Raw genomic sequence first — 19,845 nt, 5'->3', positions numbered from 1 at the left:
CTGTCCGATTTTTAGACGAGGGGTGAGCAACTGGTGCAAAATCTACGTCACTGATTTTTAACCAAAGGGTGCGCACGGCATCCAGTTGCTCGTTTCTGATATGCCTATCAAAAACTGTTAAAACATCAAGTCCGTGAAAATACCGACTCTTCATTCATAATACAAGGGTGCGCCGTGCGCACCACACACATAGACTGTTACTTCGGTGCGCACGGCGCACCCTACTCTGCTACCTTGATTTCGCATGATCAAGCGTCAATCATGAATAAGTACAGGGTCAATTTTTCTAATCATATAAATCATTTATCAAATTTCCATCAATGAAGAAAGATAAAGCCTTTGACCTGCCACTTGCAGAAATCACTTAAATATTTCGAGCTAAATGTTTTCTACAACGATGCCGAACCACAATGCCAACCAAACCGCCCGCACACCTCGTTTATTTTGAAAGATTTTTGCGTTCTTAGATTTTTTGCATCCCCATGAAATGTTCCAATGCAAAGAATATTTTTCATTCGACTTTTTTCCTCACTAGTGCCTGGACTGCCGACGACAAATCTGCTTCAGAATTATTTTCCACTTGCAATCGCAAAAATACATTGATATGATGACCGTCATGCGAAATAAAACTACTAATTCCCGAAGCCTAACTAAAGAAGCCTCTCACGAGCGCATCGTGACTGCCGCTGCGCGCGCCATACGTCGCAGTGGTTACGATGGCACAGGTGTGGCGGATATCATGAAAGAAGCAGGACTCACACACGGTGCTTTCTATGCACATTTTGAGTCGAGAGATGCAATGCTCGCAAAGGCTGCTGATCATGCAGGCGCTGAATCCAATGCCCTTGCCGCACAAGTTCTTGCTGCTGCACCATCAGACCAAGCACTACAGGCCCTGATGCAGGTCTATCTTTCAAAGGAACATATAGAAGGAATTGAGACTGGCTGTCCGATTTCCGCTCTTGGTTCTGAAATGCCTCGCCAATCGCCCGAGGTTCGCCATGCAGCAACGAGCCGCATCAAAGAAATGATCGGTCTCATTGCACGTCAATTTCCGGATTTGGAACCGCAAGCAGCACATGAACGTGCACTTGTGACGGTATCCACCTTGGTTGGCACTTTAATACTCGCTCGGGCGGTGAATGACCCCACATTATCTCAGTCACTGTGTGATGCAAGCCTAAAGAGCGTCGTCGTTCCTGTTGGCAAGCCAAGCTCCTAAATTTTTTTTACTTTTAAATATGATGATCATCATACGAAATACAACGTCGCAACAAGCTACCGAAAAACTAACAAACATTTTCTACAAAGGACCAACATCATGAAAGCATTTATCCTAGATCGCTACGGTAAGAACTCCGCACTGCAAATGAAAGAGGTTCCCATCCCAAATTTGCTAGATGATGAAGTCCTTGTTCAAGTACATGCCACTGGTGTAAATCTATTGGACGCTAAGGTTCGCAACGGTAAGTTCAAACTCCTTTTACCTTACAAGACACCATTTATTTTGGGGCACGACGTCGCAGGTCGAGTGATTAAGGTCGGGCGCAATGTACGGCAGTTCAAAGCTGGTGATGATGTCTATTCAAGACCCGACGATCATCAAATAGGAACATTCGCGGAATACATCGCCGTAAAAGAAGCTTCTCTCGCCTTCAAGCCTAAGAATATCTCGATGGAAGAGGCAGCATCCATCCCCTTAGTCGGCTTGACGGCATGGCAGGCGCTAGTTGAAAAAGCGAAGCTCAAGAATGGACAGAATGTTTTCATTCAAGCAGGTTCAGGTGGCGTTGGGACTTTCGCGATTCAATTAGCAAAACATCTCGGGGCGAAAGTTGCGACCACCGCAAGCGCCGGTAGTTTTGCCATGCTCAAAGAGCTCGGCGCGGACGAGATTGTCGACTACAAGAAAGAAGATTTTGAACGAGTTTTAAGCGGATACGACATCGTACTGAACAGTCAGGATGGCAACACACTGACCAAGTCCCTCAAGGTACTGAAACCTCGCGGAGAACTTATCTCAATCTCTGGACCACCTGATCCAACTTTCGCAGAGGAAATCAAGGCACCTTGGTTAATAAAGCAGGTCATGCGGATACTGAGCTTTACGACGCGTAGAAGAGCCAAGAAACTCAAGGTTGGCTATTCATTCCTGTTTATGAAGGCAAGCGGAAGCCAATTGCAGCAAATCACAAATTTGATCGAGTCAGGGGCAATTCGACCTGTCGTTGATAAGGTTTTCTCTTTTGAAGACACAAATAAAGCTTTGGCCTATGTTGAAAGCGGGCGAGCCAAAGGCAAGGTTGTCATCAAGGTGTGCTGATCAATCTTGAATGTATGTCGCGCTGTTTTGCGCTTAAAAATATGATGATCGTAATACGAAATATTCACTTAACTTTCACTTAACTATCAGGAGTCCCAAATGAAAATCGAAAATTCTGTTGTTCTTATCACTGGCGCCAATCGTGGCATAGGTTTGGCATTCGCAACTGCGGTACTCGCACGCGGTGCACGCAAAGTCTACGTTACCGCTCGCAATCCAGAATCTGTCACGCTGCAAGGCGTCGAAGTGCTAAAGCTCGACGTCACCAAGCCCGAACAGGTCGCTGCCGCCGCCCAACAAGCATCGGATGTCACTATCGTCATTAACAATGCGGGGATTGCACAAGCAGGTGGATTCTTAACGGAGGATAGCGAGGCCGTAACTCGGCGTATTTTTGAGACTAACTTCTTTGGCGTGTTAAACGTGAGTAAGGCATTCGCCCCCGTTCTCAAAACAAATGGTGGTGGAGCACTCCTTAATGTATTGTCAGTCGCTTCGTGGGTAAATGCCGGTGAGTTAGCCGCCTACTCGGCAAGCAAATCAGCGGCGTGGTCGTTGACCAATGCATTGCGCCACGAACTCGCAACGCAAAAAACTCAAGTATTGGGCTTGCACATGGCCTATGTCGACACGGATTTGACACGGGGTTTTGAGGTTCCAAAAAGCAGTGCCGAAGAAATTGTATTGCGCGCACTTGACGGATTAGAAGCAGGGGCAGATGAAGTGCTGGCAGATGCGCTAACCCAGCAAATTCACAGTGGCATGGCAGAACCACGTCCGGTTTATTTGCCTGAAATTAAGTAAGCACGTCCTTAAGACGTAATTCTTAAGGTATTAATAAAGTTAGCCCAAGTCTGAGGAGTCAATTTGGGCTAACTTCTATTTCAACTTCAATTTACAGCGCTCTATTCTGTCCACGACTTATTTGATAGTTCATGCCAATTATTACGTAGAACAGCAGGCAATTACTATCACATCAAAAAGCTTGAGAAGCCTCAAAGTGCGGCTAAGAATCCCTAGCTAAACGCGAATCCATTGAGGTTCCGCAATAAGGCTGGCTTATAAAGGCTAGAATTAAATTGCATTTAAATTATTTTTGATGATTTATTAGTTAATTTATCGTCGCATTTAGACGACATTTCTGTGAAATTAATGCCTAAAATCAATAATTATTTCTTGACGATGACAAGATATACAATTTGTGAATGATTGACATTACTAATCAAAATTATATTTATATTTATCGCCTTGCTATGATTCTTCCTGTCGCAACGATGCATTTAAATCAAATGCAAAGAAACGATAAACTTAATCACTTATAAAGGAATAATCATGTTGAACGCATTCGTAGAAATCCAACTGGTAGTAACAATGATCGCTGTAGTAGCTGCATTCTCTACTTACTTGATCGATAACTCTACAAACTAATTTTGTAGCAAGTTTTCGAAGTAGTAATAGAAATAGTAATAGAAATAGTAATACGTCGTAAAAATTAGCAATATCAGTAAAAAAGTGGCGCGAGCGATTGCGTGAGCGATACCACAGTAGTAGTCAGATCTAGTATTTTGTACTTAGTCGTTAAGTAGTTCGAAGATGTTTGAAAATGTTAGATGTTGTTAGTAGTAATTGAAGCGCAGCAATTGTAGTAAATCACTGGCTGAGTAGAAACCCGCGTTGGATCGCTAGTGAGTAGTAAAAAATAGACGCCTTATTTGTATGCCTTGATGCATGTGGATGAAAATCCACCTCAGCTATCCGGGGCACATAAAAGGCGTCTGTCTAGGGGGAAATTCTTCCCCCTGTTTTGTATCTGGAGCAGGGAATACATCTACCCGCTCATCGACATATCCTTAATTTCCTCAGCTTTACTTCTTGATTTTTTGCGGGCGCTGCCAGCCCTCTATCGTCAATTGTTTGGCGCGTGATACAGTCAGCTTTCCTTCCGGCGCATCTTTCGACAGCGTCGTTCCCGCACCTAAGGTCGCACCTTTACCGACTCGTACTGGCGCGATCAACTGACTGTCGCTGCCAATGAAGGCATCGTCTTCAATCACCGTGCGGAATTTATTCACGCCGTCGTAATTACAAGTAATCGTGCCAGCGCCGATATTCACACGACTACCAATCGTGGCATCACCAATGTAAGCCAGATGATTGGCTTTGCTGTGCGCTGCAATTTGGCTATTCTTGATTTCAACAAAATTACCAATATGCACGTCTTCTGCTAACTCGGCACCCGGACGCAAACGCGCATATGGACCGACCTGACCTTTGGCACCAACCACCGCATCTTCGATATGACAAAAAGGCTTGATGTCTGCGCCAGCACCGATACGAGCATTTTTAATCACACAGTTGGCGCCGATTTTGACGCCATCTGCTAGCTCGACTTGGCCTTCAAACACACAACCAATATCAATCGTCACGTCGCGTCCGCAAATCAAATTGCCGCGCACATCGATTCTGGCCGGATCCAGCAAAGTCACGCCCTGCTCCAACAAGCGTAGCGCGATATGTTGTTGGTGTAAGCGTTCTAGTTCGGCTAGTTGCACTTTGCTATTGACGCCCATAGTTTCCCAAATTGCCTCTGGTTGTGCCGAAGTGACCTCGACGCCGTCGGCAACCGCACTGGCGACGATATCGGTCAGATAGTATTCACCTTGTGCATTTTGATTAGATAATTTACCCAACCAACGCTTCAAGGCAGCAGTTGGTGCCACCATGATGCCGGTGTTGATTTCCTGAATCGCCCTTTCGTCTGCATTCGCATCTTTCTGCTCAACGATGCTGCGGATTTTCCCCTGTTCCCGAATAATGCGTCCTAAGCCAGTTGGATCAGCCATTTGCGCAGTCAAAATCGCCAATTTATCGCCACCAGCAGCCTCGACTAGGCGTTGCAAACTACTCGTACGTGTGAGTGGAACATCGCCGTATAGAATCAAAGTTGAAACTGCATCATCCAAATGAGGAATCGCCTGCGCTACCGCGTGTCCAGTACCTAATTGCGGTTCTTGCTTGGCAAAACAAATATCTTCGACAGCAACTGCGCTTGGTACTTGCTCGCCGCCATGCCCGTAAATGACACAAATTTTTGCCGCTTGCGCAGCCTGCAATTGGCGTGCTGTCGCAATCACATGCTGCAACATCGCTTTACCAGCAATAGGATGTAGCACTTTGGGGATATCCGATTGCATGCGTTTGCCCATGCCGGCAGCAAGAATAACAACGTTCATTTTTGTGTTTAGGTGGAATAAAGTGAGGCTCACAGTCTATCACGCCGATCTGCCTTGGAGCATCAGGTTGAGAGTGTCATAATCGCGGCTACTACTCCAACTTTCATAGCGACACTGTATTTACATGACACCCGAACTCCGTAAAGAAGCCTCCGAACTCCAACTCCATAAACGCGGCATACGTATTAATGTGCAATTACACGTAATCGAGGCTGATGAAGAAGTGCGCTTACGAACATCAACAGAAGTTGAAGCACGCTTAATCGCCTTGTGGGCAGTTAGCCAGGCAGCGATCAGTGGCGAGCGCAAGGCAATGCATGCGTATCTGCAAGCGCATAATTTGACCTCCGTATTATCTGCACAAGAACTAAACTTCCTGTCGCAAGAAACTGTCAGCGATGCTCTGCAACAAAGCTTTCGTGATCGCCTGCATGCCTTTCACTTTCTCGCCTGGTGCGCAGGCTTACTCGACAAGATAGATCTGAGTTCCAAACCGATTGCGACTGAAAAAATTCTGCAGCATTTCACACAATCAGATCAGAAACCACCATTGACAGTAGCGCTCAAACTCAGACGCAAAGCTGACATCATGGATTGGTCCGATTTGTTATACCGCTTGCATTGGGCAGTGCGGCATGCAAAATTGAATGACAAGCCCAGTCCGGGCAATATCGATACTGCCATGGTATGCGAATGGCATCAGGCGGTGAACTGGATGTGCAATTACGATGAAGAAAACAATTGGGATCTGGTGAGTACCGAAACGACTGCATAGCCACATATGAGTCATTCATGTACAGTGAATAGAATGTGAATGAGTCATTATTATTGGGAACCTTCTGCCATTGAGTGAGTCTAGAGTACAAGGGCGCACACTATTGCCCTCACACAAATGATTGCAGTGTTTAGCAAGTCCAATATCCTTTATCAAAATCCATTACCCTATCGGTAGACCATCTATTAGGAACAACATGAGACAAGTTACACGCCATAAATTACCGATCGCACTCTTGATCAGCTCCCTGTTCGCAGCTTCTGCCTTAAGCGTGGTCAGTTACGCTCAGCCACCTGCCAAAACTGCCTCAGCGGAGGAAGCTTTAGTGACCAAGGCCAAAGGCATACACAAACGTGTACTGACTTTGGATACACATAATGATATCGATATCAATAACTTTGGCTTTTCCCGCAACTACGCACAAGACTTAGAAAACCAAGTCACGCTGCCAAAAATGATCGCTGGCGGTTTGGATGCTTCTTTCTTCATCGTCTACACCGGTCAATCAACTGAAGCCGATGCCTTCGAACCTGCGGGATACAAACGCGCGTATGACAGTGCCATCACGATGTTTGAGGGTATACACCGTATGACGACGGTACTGGCACCTACGCAAATCGAATTTGCCCGCAGTACTGACGACGTGCGCCGCATTTATGCTAAAGGCAAAAAAGTCGCCTTAATCGGTGTAGAAAATGCCTATCCTTTAGGTGACGAAAAAGTCGCTTTAAAACGCGTCAAACAATTCTACGAACGCGGTGCGCGCTATATGTCTTTGGCGCATCAAGGCCATAGCCAGTTATCGGATTCGAATACTGGCGAAGCAATCGGCTGGAAATGGAACGGCTTATCGCCGCTTGGAAAACAGGTCATTGCCGAGATGAATAAGTGGGGCATCATGGTCGATGTGTCGCATCCATCGAAAGAATCGATGATGCAAACACTAGCGATTAGCAAAGCACCCATCATCGCCTCCCATTCTTCTGTGCGTGCCTTGTGCGATGTCAGCCGCAATATGGATGACGAACAATTACTAGCGCTGAAGGCCAACAATGGTGTGATTCAAATCGTTGGTTTTAATTCTTATTTAAAAACCGACTCAGCCGAACGTCGCGCTGCTTTAAAAGCTGTACGTGAAGAATTCAAACTACCAGACAACGTCTCAGTGCAAGGCGTACGCCGTGGACCAGTCGGTGGCATCAGCGAAGAACAACGCACTAGCTTGCTAAAACGCTTGAGCGAAGTCGATGCCAAATTCCCACCACCAAGCCGCGCAACAGTCAAAGATCTGGTTGATCATATTGACTATGCAGTCAAAAAAATCGGCATTGATCATGTCGGCATTTCATCCGACTTTGACGGCGGTGGCGGCATCGATGGTTGGAATCACGCGGGCGAAACTTTCAACGTGACCTTAGAATTAGTCCGTCGTGGTTACACCGAAGCACAGATTGGCAAATTGTGGAGTGGTAATTTATTACGTGTGATGAGCGATGTGGAAAAAATCGCGAAAGAATTACAAGCGCAGAAATAATCACTGTCTGCAAAAAATCCACCATGAATCCCCAAGCAGCTCAGCTCTTGGGGATTTTTCTTTTTGCATCACTAAACTACTGATTTACCCTGACGTTTATTAATCAATGACATCAACGCAGCTGAACGTCGACCACTTACTACGTGATTCACTTACCTCAACAAACTGAAAGTCGCTCAGACTAGGCTTGATTTGATTTCGGGTATTTAGAAAACCCACATTCGGCATCACGAGCTTAATAAAGTGTTGGAAATCATCGACAAGCTACGCCCAGTTTGTAACTTTAAGACAACCAAGACAAATACGAATACTTCCGTTTTCTTATTTTGGTATGCTTACAGCTTGCCAATTTTGAATTTTGAAAAGTGAAGCTTAAGCACTATTTCAGCTGATTTTCACTGGCAAACTATAACCACAGCGACGGTCAAAACCCTTAGCGTGTGGCGTAAGAGTTGAAAAATCTTGAAAATGGGAAGCCTTAATTTAATAGAATTTGAAAGAAAATAAGGGGATAAAAAATGACGAAGAAGACAGTGTTATTCGGCGCTTTATTGAGTAGTTTAATCAGTATCACGTTAGCACATGCACAAACCGAAGTACGAACACGTCCGAACATAAAAGTAGATCCCAAGGTGCTCAAAAATGTGCAAGTAACAAAAACCGAAACAGTAACGCCGGCGCCCGCAAAAAATGATGCGCCGGCACCGCCACCACCGCCAGCCAATACGGCAAAGACCGACGATGACGGTTTTAACATAGGCGGGAAAATTGCAGAGCAAAATTTGATCGCCAAAAGTATTCCTTTAGACAGAAATGAAGAAAGTAATGCTTTCCCTATTGGGGCTATTTTGAAAGCTGGCCAAAAAGTCCTCTTTGAAATCGAAGTTCAAGACCGCAGTCACTGGAATAACTCAAATGAGTACTACTGCAAAGTGATAGAAAGTGGTAGCGGAAAACAAATGATGTACATCAGTTTGCCAGTGATTGATACCTCACAATTCCAAAACAAAAAAACAACTACTGGTACGTCACGTCTGACTTCAGGGACGCATGCCATGGTTTATTCTGACAATAGTAGTCAAGGTATGGTGTTGCTATATCAAGTGGTCTGTGGCGGTCATCAATGGGGAGCACCGACTGGTTCAATCTTTGTGCGAGTGAAGAAAACCATTTTCGAATAAAGCTTCAGGCCTTATCCGGTAAGGTCACTACAGAAGCAGAGGCAGAGACTGATGAAGTATCCCATCAATCAAACCATTTTTGATTGATGGGATAATGGTTCATTGGAAGGTAGTAAGCAGTTTGGCAGCGCTCACATTGCTGACAGCTTGTAACAATAAATAATAAGTACCAGCACGTGGAAAATCAATACTGATCGTTTCGACGTTGCTTGCCCCCATCGAACGTTTTTCATAATTAGTGGTACTTGGTAGAGCACCATATTTCAAATAAATATCACCATCCCCAGTACCACCACTTAATTGATACGTGAGCTTGGATTTGCCAGCGGGCACAGTAATGACAAAGTAACGTTGCTTGTCTTTCGCTAAACTAATACCCGTCATAGGCACACCGTTGGTCACAAAATAAATTTCGCTGGCCTCATAGCTTGCCACCAATGTAGCACCTTGAACTTGAGTCAAGGCATTCACCAAGACAAAATATCTAGAAGAGGCGGCAATCTTACTGATGTTTTCTTCATTGGTGGGTCCGGTAGATTTTGCATAATAAGAACTCGGACTCGCAGCCACATTTTGCTGCACGTACAGATCAGCGTTACCCGTTCCGCCAGACAATTTAAAACTGACACTCTTAGTTTCAGAGGGTACATTCAATACATAGTGCGATTGTGTGCCTGCCGCCATATTAACGCTGACATTTTGCCCGCCATAAATCATGGTCTGTGCCAAAACCGGCACACTAAAACTCATCAGACTAGTAAGACCAAGCAGGCACAAACCACTATTGATGGTACGTGTTGCGATGCTGGTCAATTGAGATGAAATGGACTTCAACATTGTTCGCTCCCTAAAGTAGTTGGGTAAATAATTACATTAATAAATGTAATTATTGAATGTAACTTGTTTACTTTATTGAAGCAATTCCATCTCGGATATATCTAAAATTGACCTTCTTTTCTGAAGAAATGTGTGGTTTTTTTCGTAAGCTTTGCATGTGTGCCGAGAACACGTTTCCTATCACACATCAAAAAATCTCTATGCCTGGAAATAGTCGCGAAAATTTTCTAACTAGCTAATTCCTAGACTATTTCGAGACATTCTAGACACTGTAGACATTTAGCAGCAATGCTGATGCTCAACCTCAGCTTCTTCCATGCAGCTCGCGCGTAATAATGCCGCCGCTTGCACCATATGTTCTAAAGCCGCAATTGTTTCTGGCCAGTCACGTGTTTTTAGACCACAGTCAGGATTCACCCAGATACTTTGATCAGGCAATAATTGCCGCGCTTTTTGCAGAAGCTTTTGCATCTCACTCACTTTCGCCACGCGTGGTGAGTGAATATCGTAGACGCCCGGGCCGATTTGATTCGGATAAGCAAAGTCGCTAAAACCTTCCAATAATTCCATCGCCGAACGTGAAGTTTCGATACTGATGACATCGGCATCCATCGCTGCAATCCACGGCAAAATATCATTGAATTCGGCATAGCACATGTGGGTGTGAATTTGCGTTTCATCCTTAACGACCGCCGAACATAATTTGAACGCATGCACCGCATTTTCCAGATAGGCTGTCCAGTCTTTTTGCTTCAAAGGCAAACCCTCGCGGAAGGCTGGTTCGTCAATTTGGATCATACCAATTCCCGCCTTTTGCAAGTCAGCCACTTCATCGCGCAAAGCTAAGGCAATTTGTAAAGCCGTGGTCGCACGCGGCTGATCGTCGCGCACGAATGACCATTGCAACATCGTGATCGGTCCTGTCAACATCCCCTTCATAGTCTTCTGCGTGAGACTTTGCGCGTAGGCACTCCATGCCACCGTCATTGCTTCTGGACGACAGACATCACCATAAATGAATGGCGGCTTCACGCAACGTGAACCGTAGCTCTGCACCCAACCAAATTGTGTGAAGCCATAACCCCATAATTGTTCACCAAAATATTCCACCATATCGTTACGCTCAGCTTCACCATGCACTAGCACATCGAGACCGATTTTTTCTTGCTCGGCAACGACGTAAGCAATCTCTGCACGCATCGCTTCTAGGTATTCCAAGTGCTTTAACTCACCACGTTTATACGCAGCACGTGCCTGACGGATAGTCTTGGTTTGCGGGAAGGATCCTATCGTCGTGGTCGGAAATAGAGGCAATTGAAAACGCTGCTGTTGCGCGATGATACGCTCTGCAAATGGAGAGTTTCTTTCTGCATCGCTAGCCTGCGTTTGCGCCAATCGTTTTTGTACTGAATCGATATGTATACGTTTAGAAGTACGGCGACTTTGCAGCGCGGCATCGGCGATAGCGAATTGTTCTTGCGCCACTTGTTTATTCCCATCCAAGGCATGTTTTAAGCTGACAATTTCTGCGAGCTTTTGTATGGCAAATGCTAACCATGAACGTAATTCAGGATCGAGCTTAGTCTCAACATCCAAATCAACTGGCACGTGCAACAGAGAACAACTCGCGGCCAACCACAGAGGTGCTTGTAGCGTTTTCAAACGACTTTGCACGGGTTGATATAGTGCGAGAATACTCGACAAATCAGCGCGCCAGATATTGCGTCCATCAATCACGCCCAAAGACAAAACGCGTCCTTGTGGCCAGTTTTTTAACAGAGTTTCCAACTGTTGCGGCGCGCGTACCACGTCAATATGCACGCCATCAACAGCTAGGCGATGCAGCAAATCAGCGTGTTCAGCTACCGCATCGAAATAAGTCGTCAGTAACAATTTAGGTGTGTTGGTGCTCAACAATTGGTAAGCAGGCTCAAACGCACGTAGCCACTCTGCACTGAGATCCAAAACCAAAATTGGTTCATCTATTTGCACCCATTCCACACCCGCTTCTTGTAAAGAGATCAGCAAGGTTTTATACGCTGGTAGTAGCTTATGCAATAGCTCTAATGGGCTACTCAGGCCTGATTTAACTTTGCCCAAATATAGCAAACTCAAAGGCCCAAGCAAACTGACTTTGACTTGATGACCGAGTTGCTGTGCTTGTTGTACTTCCTCTAGCAAGGCATTATTTTTTTGCAGGTCAAATTGTGTATCAGCAGTCCACTCCGGGACTAAGTAATGGTAGTTGGTGTCAAACCATTTGGTCATTTCCATCGCGACGTGCTGTGCATTGCCACGGGCGGCAGTAAAGTAATTTTCCAGACTGGTGTGCTCGCGATCAAAGCCATAACGAGTAGGCAAAGCACCGAATAAGTTCAGCGTACTGAGTACTTGGTCATACCAAGAAAAATCACCAACCGTCACAAAGTCTAAGCCAGCTTGCTGTTGCAATGCCCAATGCTGAGCACGCAAATCACTGGCTATGTCACGCAGAGCAGCTTCACTAATCTCGCCACGCCAAAACGCTTCTTGGGCGAATTTCAATTCACGTTGTGCGCCTATGCGCGGAAATCCTAAAATATGGGCGATGCTCATCATGTGCTCCTGAGGGTTAAGTTTAAGTATTAAGTTTCAGTATTTCTGCATGATGAGATAAAATCCATTATGATTCAAACGATGAATTTTTATATTTAACTTGAAAAATTTTCATAGTAAATTATTTCAGCCATGATCTCCATCTTAGAAATCCGCCATTTAAAAACCTTGCAAGCACTACATGAAGCTGGCAATTTGCTGCGCGCCGCAAGTTTATTAAATCTGACGCAATCAGCCTTATCGCACCAGATCAAACTATTAGAGGAGCATTACGGTAGCGCACTGTTTGAGCGTAAAACCACGCCGATACGCTTCACGGCGGCGGGTGATCGCTTACTGCAATTAGCGAATGCGGTGTTGCCGCAAGTGGCTGCGGCTGAGCGCGATTTGGCGCGGTTGGCACAGGGTGTCGCAGGGCAATTACGCATCGCAGTCGAATGCCATACCTGCTTTGATTGGTTGATGCCAGCGATGGATGTATTTCGCACGCGCTGGCCGGAAGTCGAGCTAGATATTGTGTCTGGCTTTCAGGCAGATCCGGTAGGTTTGCTGTATGAACATCGCGCTGATATCGCAATAGTGTCAGAAACCGATATCAGCGAAAAAGTACATTACCATCCTCTGTTCCGTTTTGAAATCATTGCCCTCATCGCGAAAGATCATGCACTAGCAGAACGCGATTATCTGGTCGCCCAAGACTTCACCAACGATACTTTAATTACCTACCCGGTACCAGACGATATGTTGGATGTCGTCAGGCAAGTGCTCGCCCCTGCTGGCGTCACTACTGCTGGGCGCCGCACCACAGAATTAACCGTCGCCATGATGCAATTAGTCGCAAGCAAACGTGGTATTGCTACCCTGCCAGTGTGGGCTGCACAGAATTATGTGAATCGTGATTATGTGTTGGCAAAACGTGTCACGGCATCAGGTTTAATCGGTAGTTTGTACGCGGCATCTTTACCGGAAATCAGCGACAAAAGTTATTTAAAAGATTTTGTCGCGACCATCCGTGAAACCAGTTTTCTACAATTGCCGAGTATAGAGTTGCTCTGAACAGGAGCTAGTGCCAGAACCAATCTGCAACTCCACGTCCAGTTCGCGCAAGCTTATATAAGTTAAGATAGAATTTTTGATTAACGTTTACGTTAACGTCAATGCTTGTGTTACACTTTCAAGCAACAGGTGCGCGCTTCATTATCTTGAATCGTGTTAAACGGGAAAGTGGTCATGATAGGAAACTCTATCGCCAAGCCCCTGCTGCCTCCGCAACGGTAAGTGAGTGCGGTTACATCATCCATGCCACTGGTCATCAGACTGGGAAGGCGATGTAACAAGACTTGCGAGCCCGGATACCGGCCTGTTGATCTCTATGGAAAACATTGCGGAAGGCGGTGTTTGAAATCAGTAATCCATTTTCAATACTGTTTTCTGTTATTTTTTCCTAAGGTCTGGTCACGTACGGAAGGTGCGTGGCGGATGTGTTTTCACATCCATGGCCGGGATTTGGTTTTATCCACTCACCACGTTTGAAGAAATACAGGTATTGGATCAGCCCTCCCGTTTTCAGGCACAGCGCAGCGACATCTTGCGAACAGAGTTTCGCCTTCGTTTGCGCATGGTAAAAGGAAACTCGTATGGAATTGCAATCCAAATTGTCTTCTGCTTTGTCTTCTGCTGTCCCTAGCGTCAAATTACTCATCAATGGCGAATTTATAGAATCCCGTAGCGATCAATGGCGCAACGTGATTAATCCCGCCACGCAACAAGTTCTGGCACGCGTGCCATTTGCGACTCGACAAGAAATGCAGGCAGCAGTTGACAGTGCAAAAGCTGCTTTTATCACCTGGAGAAAAACACCGATCAGTACACGAGCACGCATTTTTCTTAAATATCAGCAATTGATCCGAGAAAACATGACGGAACTGGCTAGCATCTTGACAGCCGAACAAGGCAAGACACTACCCGATGCAGAAGGCGATATTTTTCGTGGCTTAGAAGTGGTTGAACATGCAGCCAATATAGGTACGTTACAAATGGGTGAGTTAGCCAGCAATGTTGCTAATGGCGTCGATACTTACACCATCAATCAAGCTTTAGGCGTTTGCGCGGGTATTACGCCTTTCAATTTTCCAGCAATGATTCCGCTCTGGACTTTTCCGATGGCGATTGCGTGCGGCAATACTTTTATCCTTAAACCTTCAGAGCAAGATCCCATGGTGACGATGCGTCTGGCAGAGCTGGCATTGGAGGCAGGCATTCCCCCCGGTGTTTTAAACGTCGTGCATGGCGGCGAAGAAATTGTGAATACTATTTGTGATCACCCAGATATTCGTGCAGTTTCATTTGTTGGATCAACGCGTGTTGGTACTCACATTTATCGACGTGCAACCATGGCGGGCAAACGTGCGCAATGTATGATGGGTGCAAAAAATCACGCCATTATCCTGCCTGATGCTAATCGCTCTCATACGATCAACAATTTGGTCGGCGCTGCATTTGGTGCTGCGGGCCAACGCTGCATGGCCTTATCTGTCGTCATTCTGGTGGGTAGTAGCCAAGATTGGTTACCAGAAATCATCGCTAAAACGCGCACACTTTCTGTCAACGCAGGGGTAGAAGCCAATACCGATATCGGCCCCGTTATCTCATGCGCTGCTAAAGAAAGAGTTGAAGAGTTGATCGCGCAAGGCGTTAAAGATGGTGCGCAATTAGTGTTGGATGGACGTAAGCCAAAAGTACCTGACTACCCAAAAGGTAACTTTATCGGCCCTAGTATTTTCACGCATGTCACACCGGGCATGAGTATTTATGATGAAGAAATCTTCGGTCCGGTTTTATGCATTATGTTTGCCGATACTTTGGCCGATGCCATCACCATCATCAACGCCAATCCTCACGGTAACGGTACAGCTTTGTTCACACAGTCTGGTGCCGCTGCTCGTCAATTTGAAGAAGATGTCGATGTCGGACAAATCGGCATCAATGTTCCGATTCCAGTACCTGTTCCCTTGTTCTCATTTACCGGTTCACGCGCTTCCAAATTGGGTGATCTTGGCCCTTATGGTAAGCAAGTCATCCAGTTCTACACGCAAACCAAAACCATTACGGCGCGCTGGTTTGACGATAATGTGAACGCTGCGACTGTCAATACCACGATTTCGCTCAAGTAGAGAGGCGACCATGGACTTCGAACTAACTGAAGACCAGCGCGCCTACCAACAATCTGCCAGGGACTTTGCCTGCAAGGAAATGTCCGTGCAGGCGGCATCATGGGATGCACAATCTTTCTTTCCCTTGAAAGTGATTGCGCACGCGGGTGAATTGGGATTCTGTGGCATGTATGTACCGGAAGCCTTGGGCGGCCTGGGCTTGACGCGACTCGATGCCGCTATCGTTTTTGAAGAACTGGCGCGCGCCTGTCCTTCCACGACGGCCTATATCACCATCCATAATATGGCAACCTGGATGCTGGCAGAATGGGGAACGACTCACATACAAAATACCTGGGTAGGACCATTGGCCGTGGGAACAAAACTGGCGTCCTATTGCTTAACCGAAGCGGGTGCCGGTTCAGACGCAGCTGCCTTGCGTACTACGGCAACGGTTGACGGTGATGACTACCTGCTCAATGGCAGCAAAGCCTTTATCTCTGGCGCGGGAGCGACCGATATGCTGGTCGTCATGGCCCGTAGCGGAGGGGATGGCGCGAACGGCATTTCTGCTTTTGCTGTACCTGCGGATTTACCGGGTATCACTTACGGTAAAAAAGAAGACAAGATGGGTTGGAATAGCCAGCCCACGCGCACCATTCATTTCGATCGGGTCAGGATTCCACGTTCACATTTATTGGGACAAGAAGGTGAAGGATTCAGGATCGCCATGCGTGGTCTGGATGGTGGCCGTATCAATATCGCCACCTGTTCAATAGGTGCAGCCCAATCAGCATTAAACAGTGCGCAAACCTATATGAACGAGCGCATGCAATTTCAAAAAAAACTGGCGGATTTTCAGGTCTTGCAATTCAAGTTGGCAGACATGCAGACGGAATTGATCGCTGCCCGGCAAATGGTTAGATTGGCTGCCAGCAAACTGGATGGCAAAGCACCTAATGCTTCTGTGTATTGCGCAATGGCGAAACGCCTGGCGACCGATACCGGTTTTGCTGTCTGTAACGAGGCACTGCAAATCCATGGCGGCTACGGCTATATCCGTGAATATCCATTAGAGCGGTTCTTACGTGATGTACGCGTCCATCAGATTCTGGAAGGTACCAATGAAATCATGCGCGTCATCGTTGCGCGCCACCTGTTAACCCAAACTAGCACTGAGGAGTTCCAATGAGTCAATCCGTAAATCAATACCATAGTCTGCAATGCGAAATCAGCGGACACACCGCTATCGTCACTATAGCCAATCCACCAGCCAATACCTGGACATCGGAAAGCCTGCAATCATTGACGCAACTGGTGACTGACCTGAATGCCAACCCTGCAATTTATAGCCTGGTGATTACCGGTAGCGGGCAAAAATTCTTTTCTGCTGGCGCAGATTTAAAACTATTTGCCGATGGTGATAAAGCAGTGGCTCTGGATATGGCACGTCGTTTTGGCGAAGCATTTGAAGCCTTAAGCCAGTTCCGTGGTGTTTCTATTGCGGCGATTAATGGTTATGCCATGGGTGGTGGATTGGAGTGTGCATTGGCTTGCGATATACGTATCGCTGAAACCCAATCTCAAATGGCGTTGCCGGAAGCAACGGTAGGCTTATTGCCCTGCGCTGGAGGTACACAAAACCTCGCGTGGCTGGTAGGCGAAGGCTGGGCAAAACGCCTGATCTTATGTGGCGAGCGTATCACCGCAGAAACGGCCTTACGTATCGGCCTGGTGGAAGAAGTTGTGGCAACCGGCACAGCGTTGGAACACGCATTAACGCTAGCAAAACAAGCGAGCAAACAAAGTCCAACCAGTGTCAAAGCCTGCAAGCAATTAATACAGGGAGCACGTCACCAACCATTGGCAACGGTATTACCAAAAGAGCGCGAAGCCTTTACGAATTTGTTTGATACCGCAGATCAAAAAGAAGGTGTCACGGCATTTCTGGAAAAACGCCCTGCAATATGGAGTAATTCATGATCCCACAAGATAGTAACGCTCCCGTTATTTTTTCAAGAATCGCTGCACAGGAAGGCAAATATGTAGGTATCGCCACCTTCAATGTGGAAAAAACCTTGAACGCCTTATCGATGGAAATGGTGCAGCTATTACATACGCAGCTACAAGCCTGGGAACAAGATTCCAGTATCGCGGTTGTAATGCTAGAGGGGGCTGGTGACAAGGCATTTTGCGCAGGTGGTGATTTGCAAAATCTGTATACCAGTATGCGGGCACATCATGCGTCAACCCAATCTGAAGATGTACTTGGTAATCCCTGTGCACTCGATTTCTTTTCGCAGGAATACCGGCTTGATTATCTGATCCACACCTATCAAAAACCTATCCTGTGCTGGGGGCACGGGATTGTGATGGGCGGTGGTATCGGTTTAATGGCGGGTGCCAGTCATCGCGTCGTCACAGAAAAATCACGCCTGGCCATGCCCGAAATCGCGATCGGTTTATTTCCCGACGTGGGCGGTAGTTACTTCCTCAGCCGTATGCCAAACAAGCTAGGTTTATTTTTAGCCTTAACTGGTGCCAGCATTAATTCGACCGATGCCAAGTTTATCCGATTAGCTGACGTACAACTACCGCATGCCAGTAAAACTGAAGTGCTGACTACCTTGCAAACCATGCTATGGAGCGAACAAGATAGCGATAATCACCAGCGTCTGCATTTAGTCTTGCAACATTTGGAAGCTAAGCATGCAAGCGCAGCATTGCCAGGCCCATTAGAGCAACAGGCGAGCCAGATAGCAAAGTTATGCGAGGGTGACGATCTCCAAACAATCGTAAGCGACATCACCTCGTTAGCCAGCACGGAGAACATAGATCTTTACCTACAAAAAGCCGCCAACAATCTGCAAAAAGGGAATCCAACTTCTGCTTGGCTAGCCTACGCTTTACAAGACGCCGCGCAGCATCTATCTCTTGCTGAAGTGTTTCGTATGGAATTGGTCGCGGCTCTAGTTTGCGCACAAGAGCCTGATTTTGCCGAAGGCATACGTGCATTAATTATCGACAAAGACTTGCAGCCTCATTGGAAGGCAGAAAACTTAAACAACGTCAGCGCAATCAGCAAAGAAAAGTTTTTCCGCTCCCCTTGGCTAGCACAGCACCATCCTCTGCACGACCTCGAGCGTTCCTCGAACAAAACAATCAATGCGCGTGCAGCAGAAGCAGCCTAAACAATTTAAAAAGGAGAACCCGCATGTCACAGCTTCAACGCATCGCCTTTATCGGCCTCGGTAATATGGGAGCACCGATGGCAATGAACTTATGTAAAGCAGGATACACATTACAAGTATTTGATTTGTCCGCAGCGGCATTAAACAAACTCAGCGAAGCCGGAGCCAGTATCGCCCACTCCGCACAAAATGCCGTAAAAGACGCGCAGATCATCATCAGCATGCTACCCGCCAGCACCCATGTAGAAAACCTCTACCTATCTGCGGACACCGGTATACTGTCGCACATAGCGCAAGATGCACTCATCATTGATTGCAGTACCATCGCCCCATGGTCTGCACAAAAAGTAGCGCAAGCAGCGCAGGCGCGCGGTTTAGCGATGCTTGATGCGCCGGTCTCAGGCGGTACCGCCGGAGCTGCTGCTGGTACCTTAAGTTTTATGGTGGGCGGCTCTACAGAAAGCTTAGAACGCGCCCACCCACTCCTCAGCGCAATGGGAAAAAATATCTTTCATGCGGGCGATCATGGCGCAGGGCAAACCGCCAAAATCTGCAACAACATGCTATTGGGAATTTTAATGGCAGGCACTGCTGAAGCGCTGGCATTAGGTGTGGCAAACGGACTCGATCCCAAAATCTTATCCGACATCATGAGTAAAAGTTCCGGTCGCAACTGGGCTTTAGAACTCTACAACCCCTACCCTGGCGTGATGGACAATGTACCGGCATCGCGCAATTATAGCGGCGGCTTCGGCGTCAACTTAATGCTCAAAGATTTAGGCTTAGCTACCCAGGCAGCGCTAGCAGGTCAGGCAACGATTCCTCTGGGAGAGCTAACCCGCAACCTATACAGCATGCACAGTCAACATGGCGCGGGAGAAAAAGACTTTTCGAGTATTTTGGAATGTTTTACAGTCAAGCAGTAAGCAAAAACACCCACAATATTCGTCAAAAATTTAAGTAAAAAATTGAGATACAAAGTTCTTCACAGCACCTCACTTGCCATTCGTACTTTATTTGACTG

General features: G+C 46.6%; 15 protein-coding genes and 1 riboswitch. Of the genes, 12 read left to right on the top strand and 3 right to left on the bottom strand.

Annotation, left to right across the window (positions count from 1 at the left end):
- Positions 1–604 precede the first annotated feature (604 nt).
- The 3 genes from H8K55_RS20240 (at position 605) to H8K55_RS20230 (ending at position 3,127) form a co-directional block, all read left to right on the top strand.
- Positions 605–1,222, top strand: a complete 618-nt coding sequence (locus H8K55_RS20240; protein ID WP_186943918.1) for a TetR/AcrR family transcriptional regulator — start codon at positions 605–607, stop codon at positions 1,220–1,222.
- 99 nt (positions 1,223–1,321) lie between these two features.
- Entirely contained in the window at positions 1,322–2,323 is a 1,002-nt protein-coding gene (locus tag H8K55_RS20235; protein WP_186943917.1) for an NADP-dependent oxidoreductase, read from the top strand.
- A gap of 99 nt (positions 2,324–2,422) precedes the next feature.
- Positions 2,423–3,127, top strand: coding sequence for an SDR family oxidoreductase (locus tag H8K55_RS20230; RefSeq protein WP_186943916.1), 705 nt, complete (start codon positions 2,423–2,425; stop codon positions 3,125–3,127).
- Between the two features lie 1,061 nt (positions 3,128–4,188).
- On the opposite strand, the gene glmU is transcribed toward H8K55_RS20230, so the two are convergent.
- Positions 4,189–5,556, bottom strand: a complete 1,368-nt coding sequence (glmU, locus tag H8K55_RS20225; RefSeq protein ID WP_186943914.1) for a bifunctional UDP-N-acetylglucosamine diphosphorylase/glucosamine-1-phosphate N-acetyltransferase GlmU — start codon at positions 5,554–5,556, stop codon at positions 4,189–4,191.
- A 124-nt stretch (positions 5,557–5,680) separates the two neighbouring features.
- On the opposite strand from glmU, the gene H8K55_RS20220 reads away from it, so the two are divergent.
- The 3 genes from H8K55_RS20220 to H8K55_RS20210 all read left to right on the top strand — a co-directional run bounded on the left by H8K55_RS20220 (position 5,681) and on the right by H8K55_RS20210 (position 9,046).
- Positions 5,681–6,331, top strand: a complete 651-nt coding sequence (locus tag H8K55_RS20220; RefSeq protein WP_186943912.1) for a DUF4272 domain-containing protein — start codon at positions 5,681–5,683, stop codon at positions 6,329–6,331.
- Positions 6,332–6,527: 196 nt separating this feature from the next.
- Positions 6,528–7,865, top strand: coding sequence for a dipeptidase (locus tag H8K55_RS20215; RefSeq protein WP_186943910.1), 1,338 nt, complete (start codon positions 6,528–6,530; stop codon positions 7,863–7,865).
- A gap of 518 nt (positions 7,866–8,383) precedes the next feature.
- A complete protein-coding gene (locus H8K55_RS20210; RefSeq protein ID WP_186943908.1) occupies positions 8,384–9,046 on the top strand; it encodes a hypothetical protein in 663 nt (220 codons plus the stop codon).
- 99 nt (positions 9,047–9,145) lie between these two features.
- On the opposite strand, the gene H8K55_RS20205 is transcribed toward H8K55_RS20210, so the two are convergent.
- Together H8K55_RS20205 and metE are read right to left on the bottom strand one after the other, a co-directional pair.
- Positions 9,146–9,883, bottom strand: a complete 738-nt coding sequence (locus tag H8K55_RS20205) for a PPC domain-containing protein (protein ID WP_186943906.1) — start codon at positions 9,881–9,883, stop codon at positions 9,146–9,148.
- Positions 9,884–10,162: 279 nt separating this feature from the next.
- The gene (gene metE, locus H8K55_RS20200; protein ID WP_186943904.1) at positions 10,163–12,478 is read right to left on the bottom strand and encodes a 5-methyltetrahydropteroyltriglutamate--homocysteine S-methyltransferase; all 2,316 of its coding nucleotides are present in this window, start codon (positions 12,476–12,478) and stop codon (positions 10,163–10,165) included.
- 132 nt (positions 12,479–12,610) lie between these two features.
- Between metE and H8K55_RS20195 the strand changes: the two genes are divergently transcribed.
- The 6 genes from H8K55_RS20195 (at position 12,611) to mmsB (ending at position 19,747) form a co-directional block, all read left to right on the top strand.
- Positions 12,611–13,534, top strand: coding sequence for a LysR family transcriptional regulator (locus tag H8K55_RS20195; protein ID WP_186943902.1), 924 nt, complete (start codon positions 12,611–12,613; stop codon positions 13,532–13,534).
- Between the two features lie 110 nt (positions 13,535–13,644).
- Positions 13,645–13,856, top strand: a riboswitch (cobalamin riboswitch).
- Positions 13,857–14,115: 259 nt separating this feature from the next.
- Complete coding sequence (locus tag H8K55_RS20190; protein WP_186943901.1) at positions 14,116–15,651, top strand: CoA-acylating methylmalonate-semialdehyde dehydrogenase; 1,536 nt, start codon at positions 14,116–14,118, stop codon at positions 15,649–15,651.
- Positions 15,652–15,661: 10 nt separating this feature from the next.
- A complete protein-coding gene (locus H8K55_RS20185; protein ID WP_186943900.1) occupies positions 15,662–16,822 on the top strand; it encodes an acyl-CoA dehydrogenase family protein in 1,161 nt (386 codons plus the stop codon).
- Complete coding sequence (locus tag H8K55_RS20180) at positions 16,819–17,613, top strand: enoyl-CoA hydratase (protein ID WP_186943899.1); 795 nt, start codon at positions 16,819–16,821, stop codon at positions 17,611–17,613. The genes H8K55_RS20185 and H8K55_RS20180 overlap by 4 nt, the downstream gene beginning before the upstream one ends.
- Positions 17,610–18,821 (top strand): enoyl-CoA hydratase/isomerase family protein, encoded by a 1,212-nt coding sequence (locus H8K55_RS20175; RefSeq protein ID WP_186943897.1) that lies wholly within the window; start codon positions 17,610–17,612, stop codon positions 18,819–18,821. Before H8K55_RS20180 ends, H8K55_RS20175 begins: the two co-directional genes overlap by 4 nt.
- 23 nt (positions 18,822–18,844) lie before the next feature.
- Positions 18,845–19,747, top strand: a complete 903-nt coding sequence (gene mmsB, locus H8K55_RS20170; protein ID WP_186943896.1) for a 3-hydroxyisobutyrate dehydrogenase — start codon at positions 18,845–18,847, stop codon at positions 19,745–19,747.
- The last annotated feature ends 98 nt before the right edge of the window (positions 19,748–19,845 follow it).

It is taken from the genome of Affinundibacterium flavidum (assembly GCF_014284175.1).
Classification (GTDB): Bacteria; Pseudomonadota; Gammaproteobacteria; order Burkholderiales; family Burkholderiaceae_D; genus Undibacterium; species Undibacterium flavidum.
The sequence above is the reverse complement of the archived record's forward strand: the minus strand, read 5'-3'. Positions and strand labels throughout refer to the sequence as shown.

Bases quoted from the DNA above. Each gene is read 5' to 3' on its own strand.
- metE (WP_186943904.1), bottom strand. From the start codon at position 12,478: ATGAGCATCGCCCATATTTTAGGATTTCCGCGCATAGGCGCACAACGT.
- H8K55_RS20235 (WP_186943917.1), top strand. From the start codon at position 1,322: ATGAAAGCATTTATCCTAGATCGCTACGGTAAGAACTCCGCACTGCAA.
- mmsB (WP_186943896.1), top strand. From the start codon at position 18,845: ATGTCACAGCTTCAACGCATCGCCTTTATCGGCCTCGGTAATATGGGA.
- H8K55_RS20195 (WP_186943902.1), top strand. From the start codon at position 12,611: ATGATCTCCATCTTAGAAATCCGCCATTTAAAAACCTTGCAAGCACTA.
- H8K55_RS20205 (WP_186943906.1), bottom strand. From the start codon at position 9,883: ATGTTGAAGTCCATTTCATCTCAATTGACCAGCATCGCAACACGTACC.
- H8K55_RS20240 (WP_186943918.1), top strand. From the start codon at position 605: ATGATGACCGTCATGCGAAATAAAACTACTAATTCCCGAAGCCTAACT.
- H8K55_RS20230 (WP_186943916.1), top strand. From the start codon at position 2,423: ATGAAAATCGAAAATTCTGTTGTTCTTATCACTGGCGCCAATCGTGGC.
- H8K55_RS20180 (WP_186943899.1), top strand. From the start codon at position 16,819: ATGAGTCAATCCGTAAATCAATACCATAGTCTGCAATGCGAAATCAGC.
- H8K55_RS20215 (WP_186943910.1), top strand. From the start codon at position 6,528: ATGAGACAAGTTACACGCCATAAATTACCGATCGCACTCTTGATCAGC.
- H8K55_RS20210 (WP_186943908.1), top strand. From the start codon at position 8,384: ATGACGAAGAAGACAGTGTTATTCGGCGCTTTATTGAGTAGTTTAATC.
- H8K55_RS20175 (WP_186943897.1), top strand. From the start codon at position 17,610: ATGATCCCACAAGATAGTAACGCTCCCGTTATTTTTTCAAGAATCGCT.
- H8K55_RS20220 (WP_186943912.1), top strand. From the start codon at position 5,681: ATGACACCCGAACTCCGTAAAGAAGCCTCCGAACTCCAACTCCATAAA.
- H8K55_RS20185 (WP_186943900.1), top strand. From the start codon at position 15,662: ATGGACTTCGAACTAACTGAAGACCAGCGCGCCTACCAACAATCTGCC.
- glmU (WP_186943914.1), bottom strand. From the start codon at position 5,556: ATGAACGTTGTTATTCTTGCTGCCGGCATGGGCAAACGCATGCAATCG.
- H8K55_RS20190 (WP_186943901.1), top strand. From the start codon at position 14,116: ATGGAATTGCAATCCAAATTGTCTTCTGCTTTGTCTTCTGCTGTCCCT.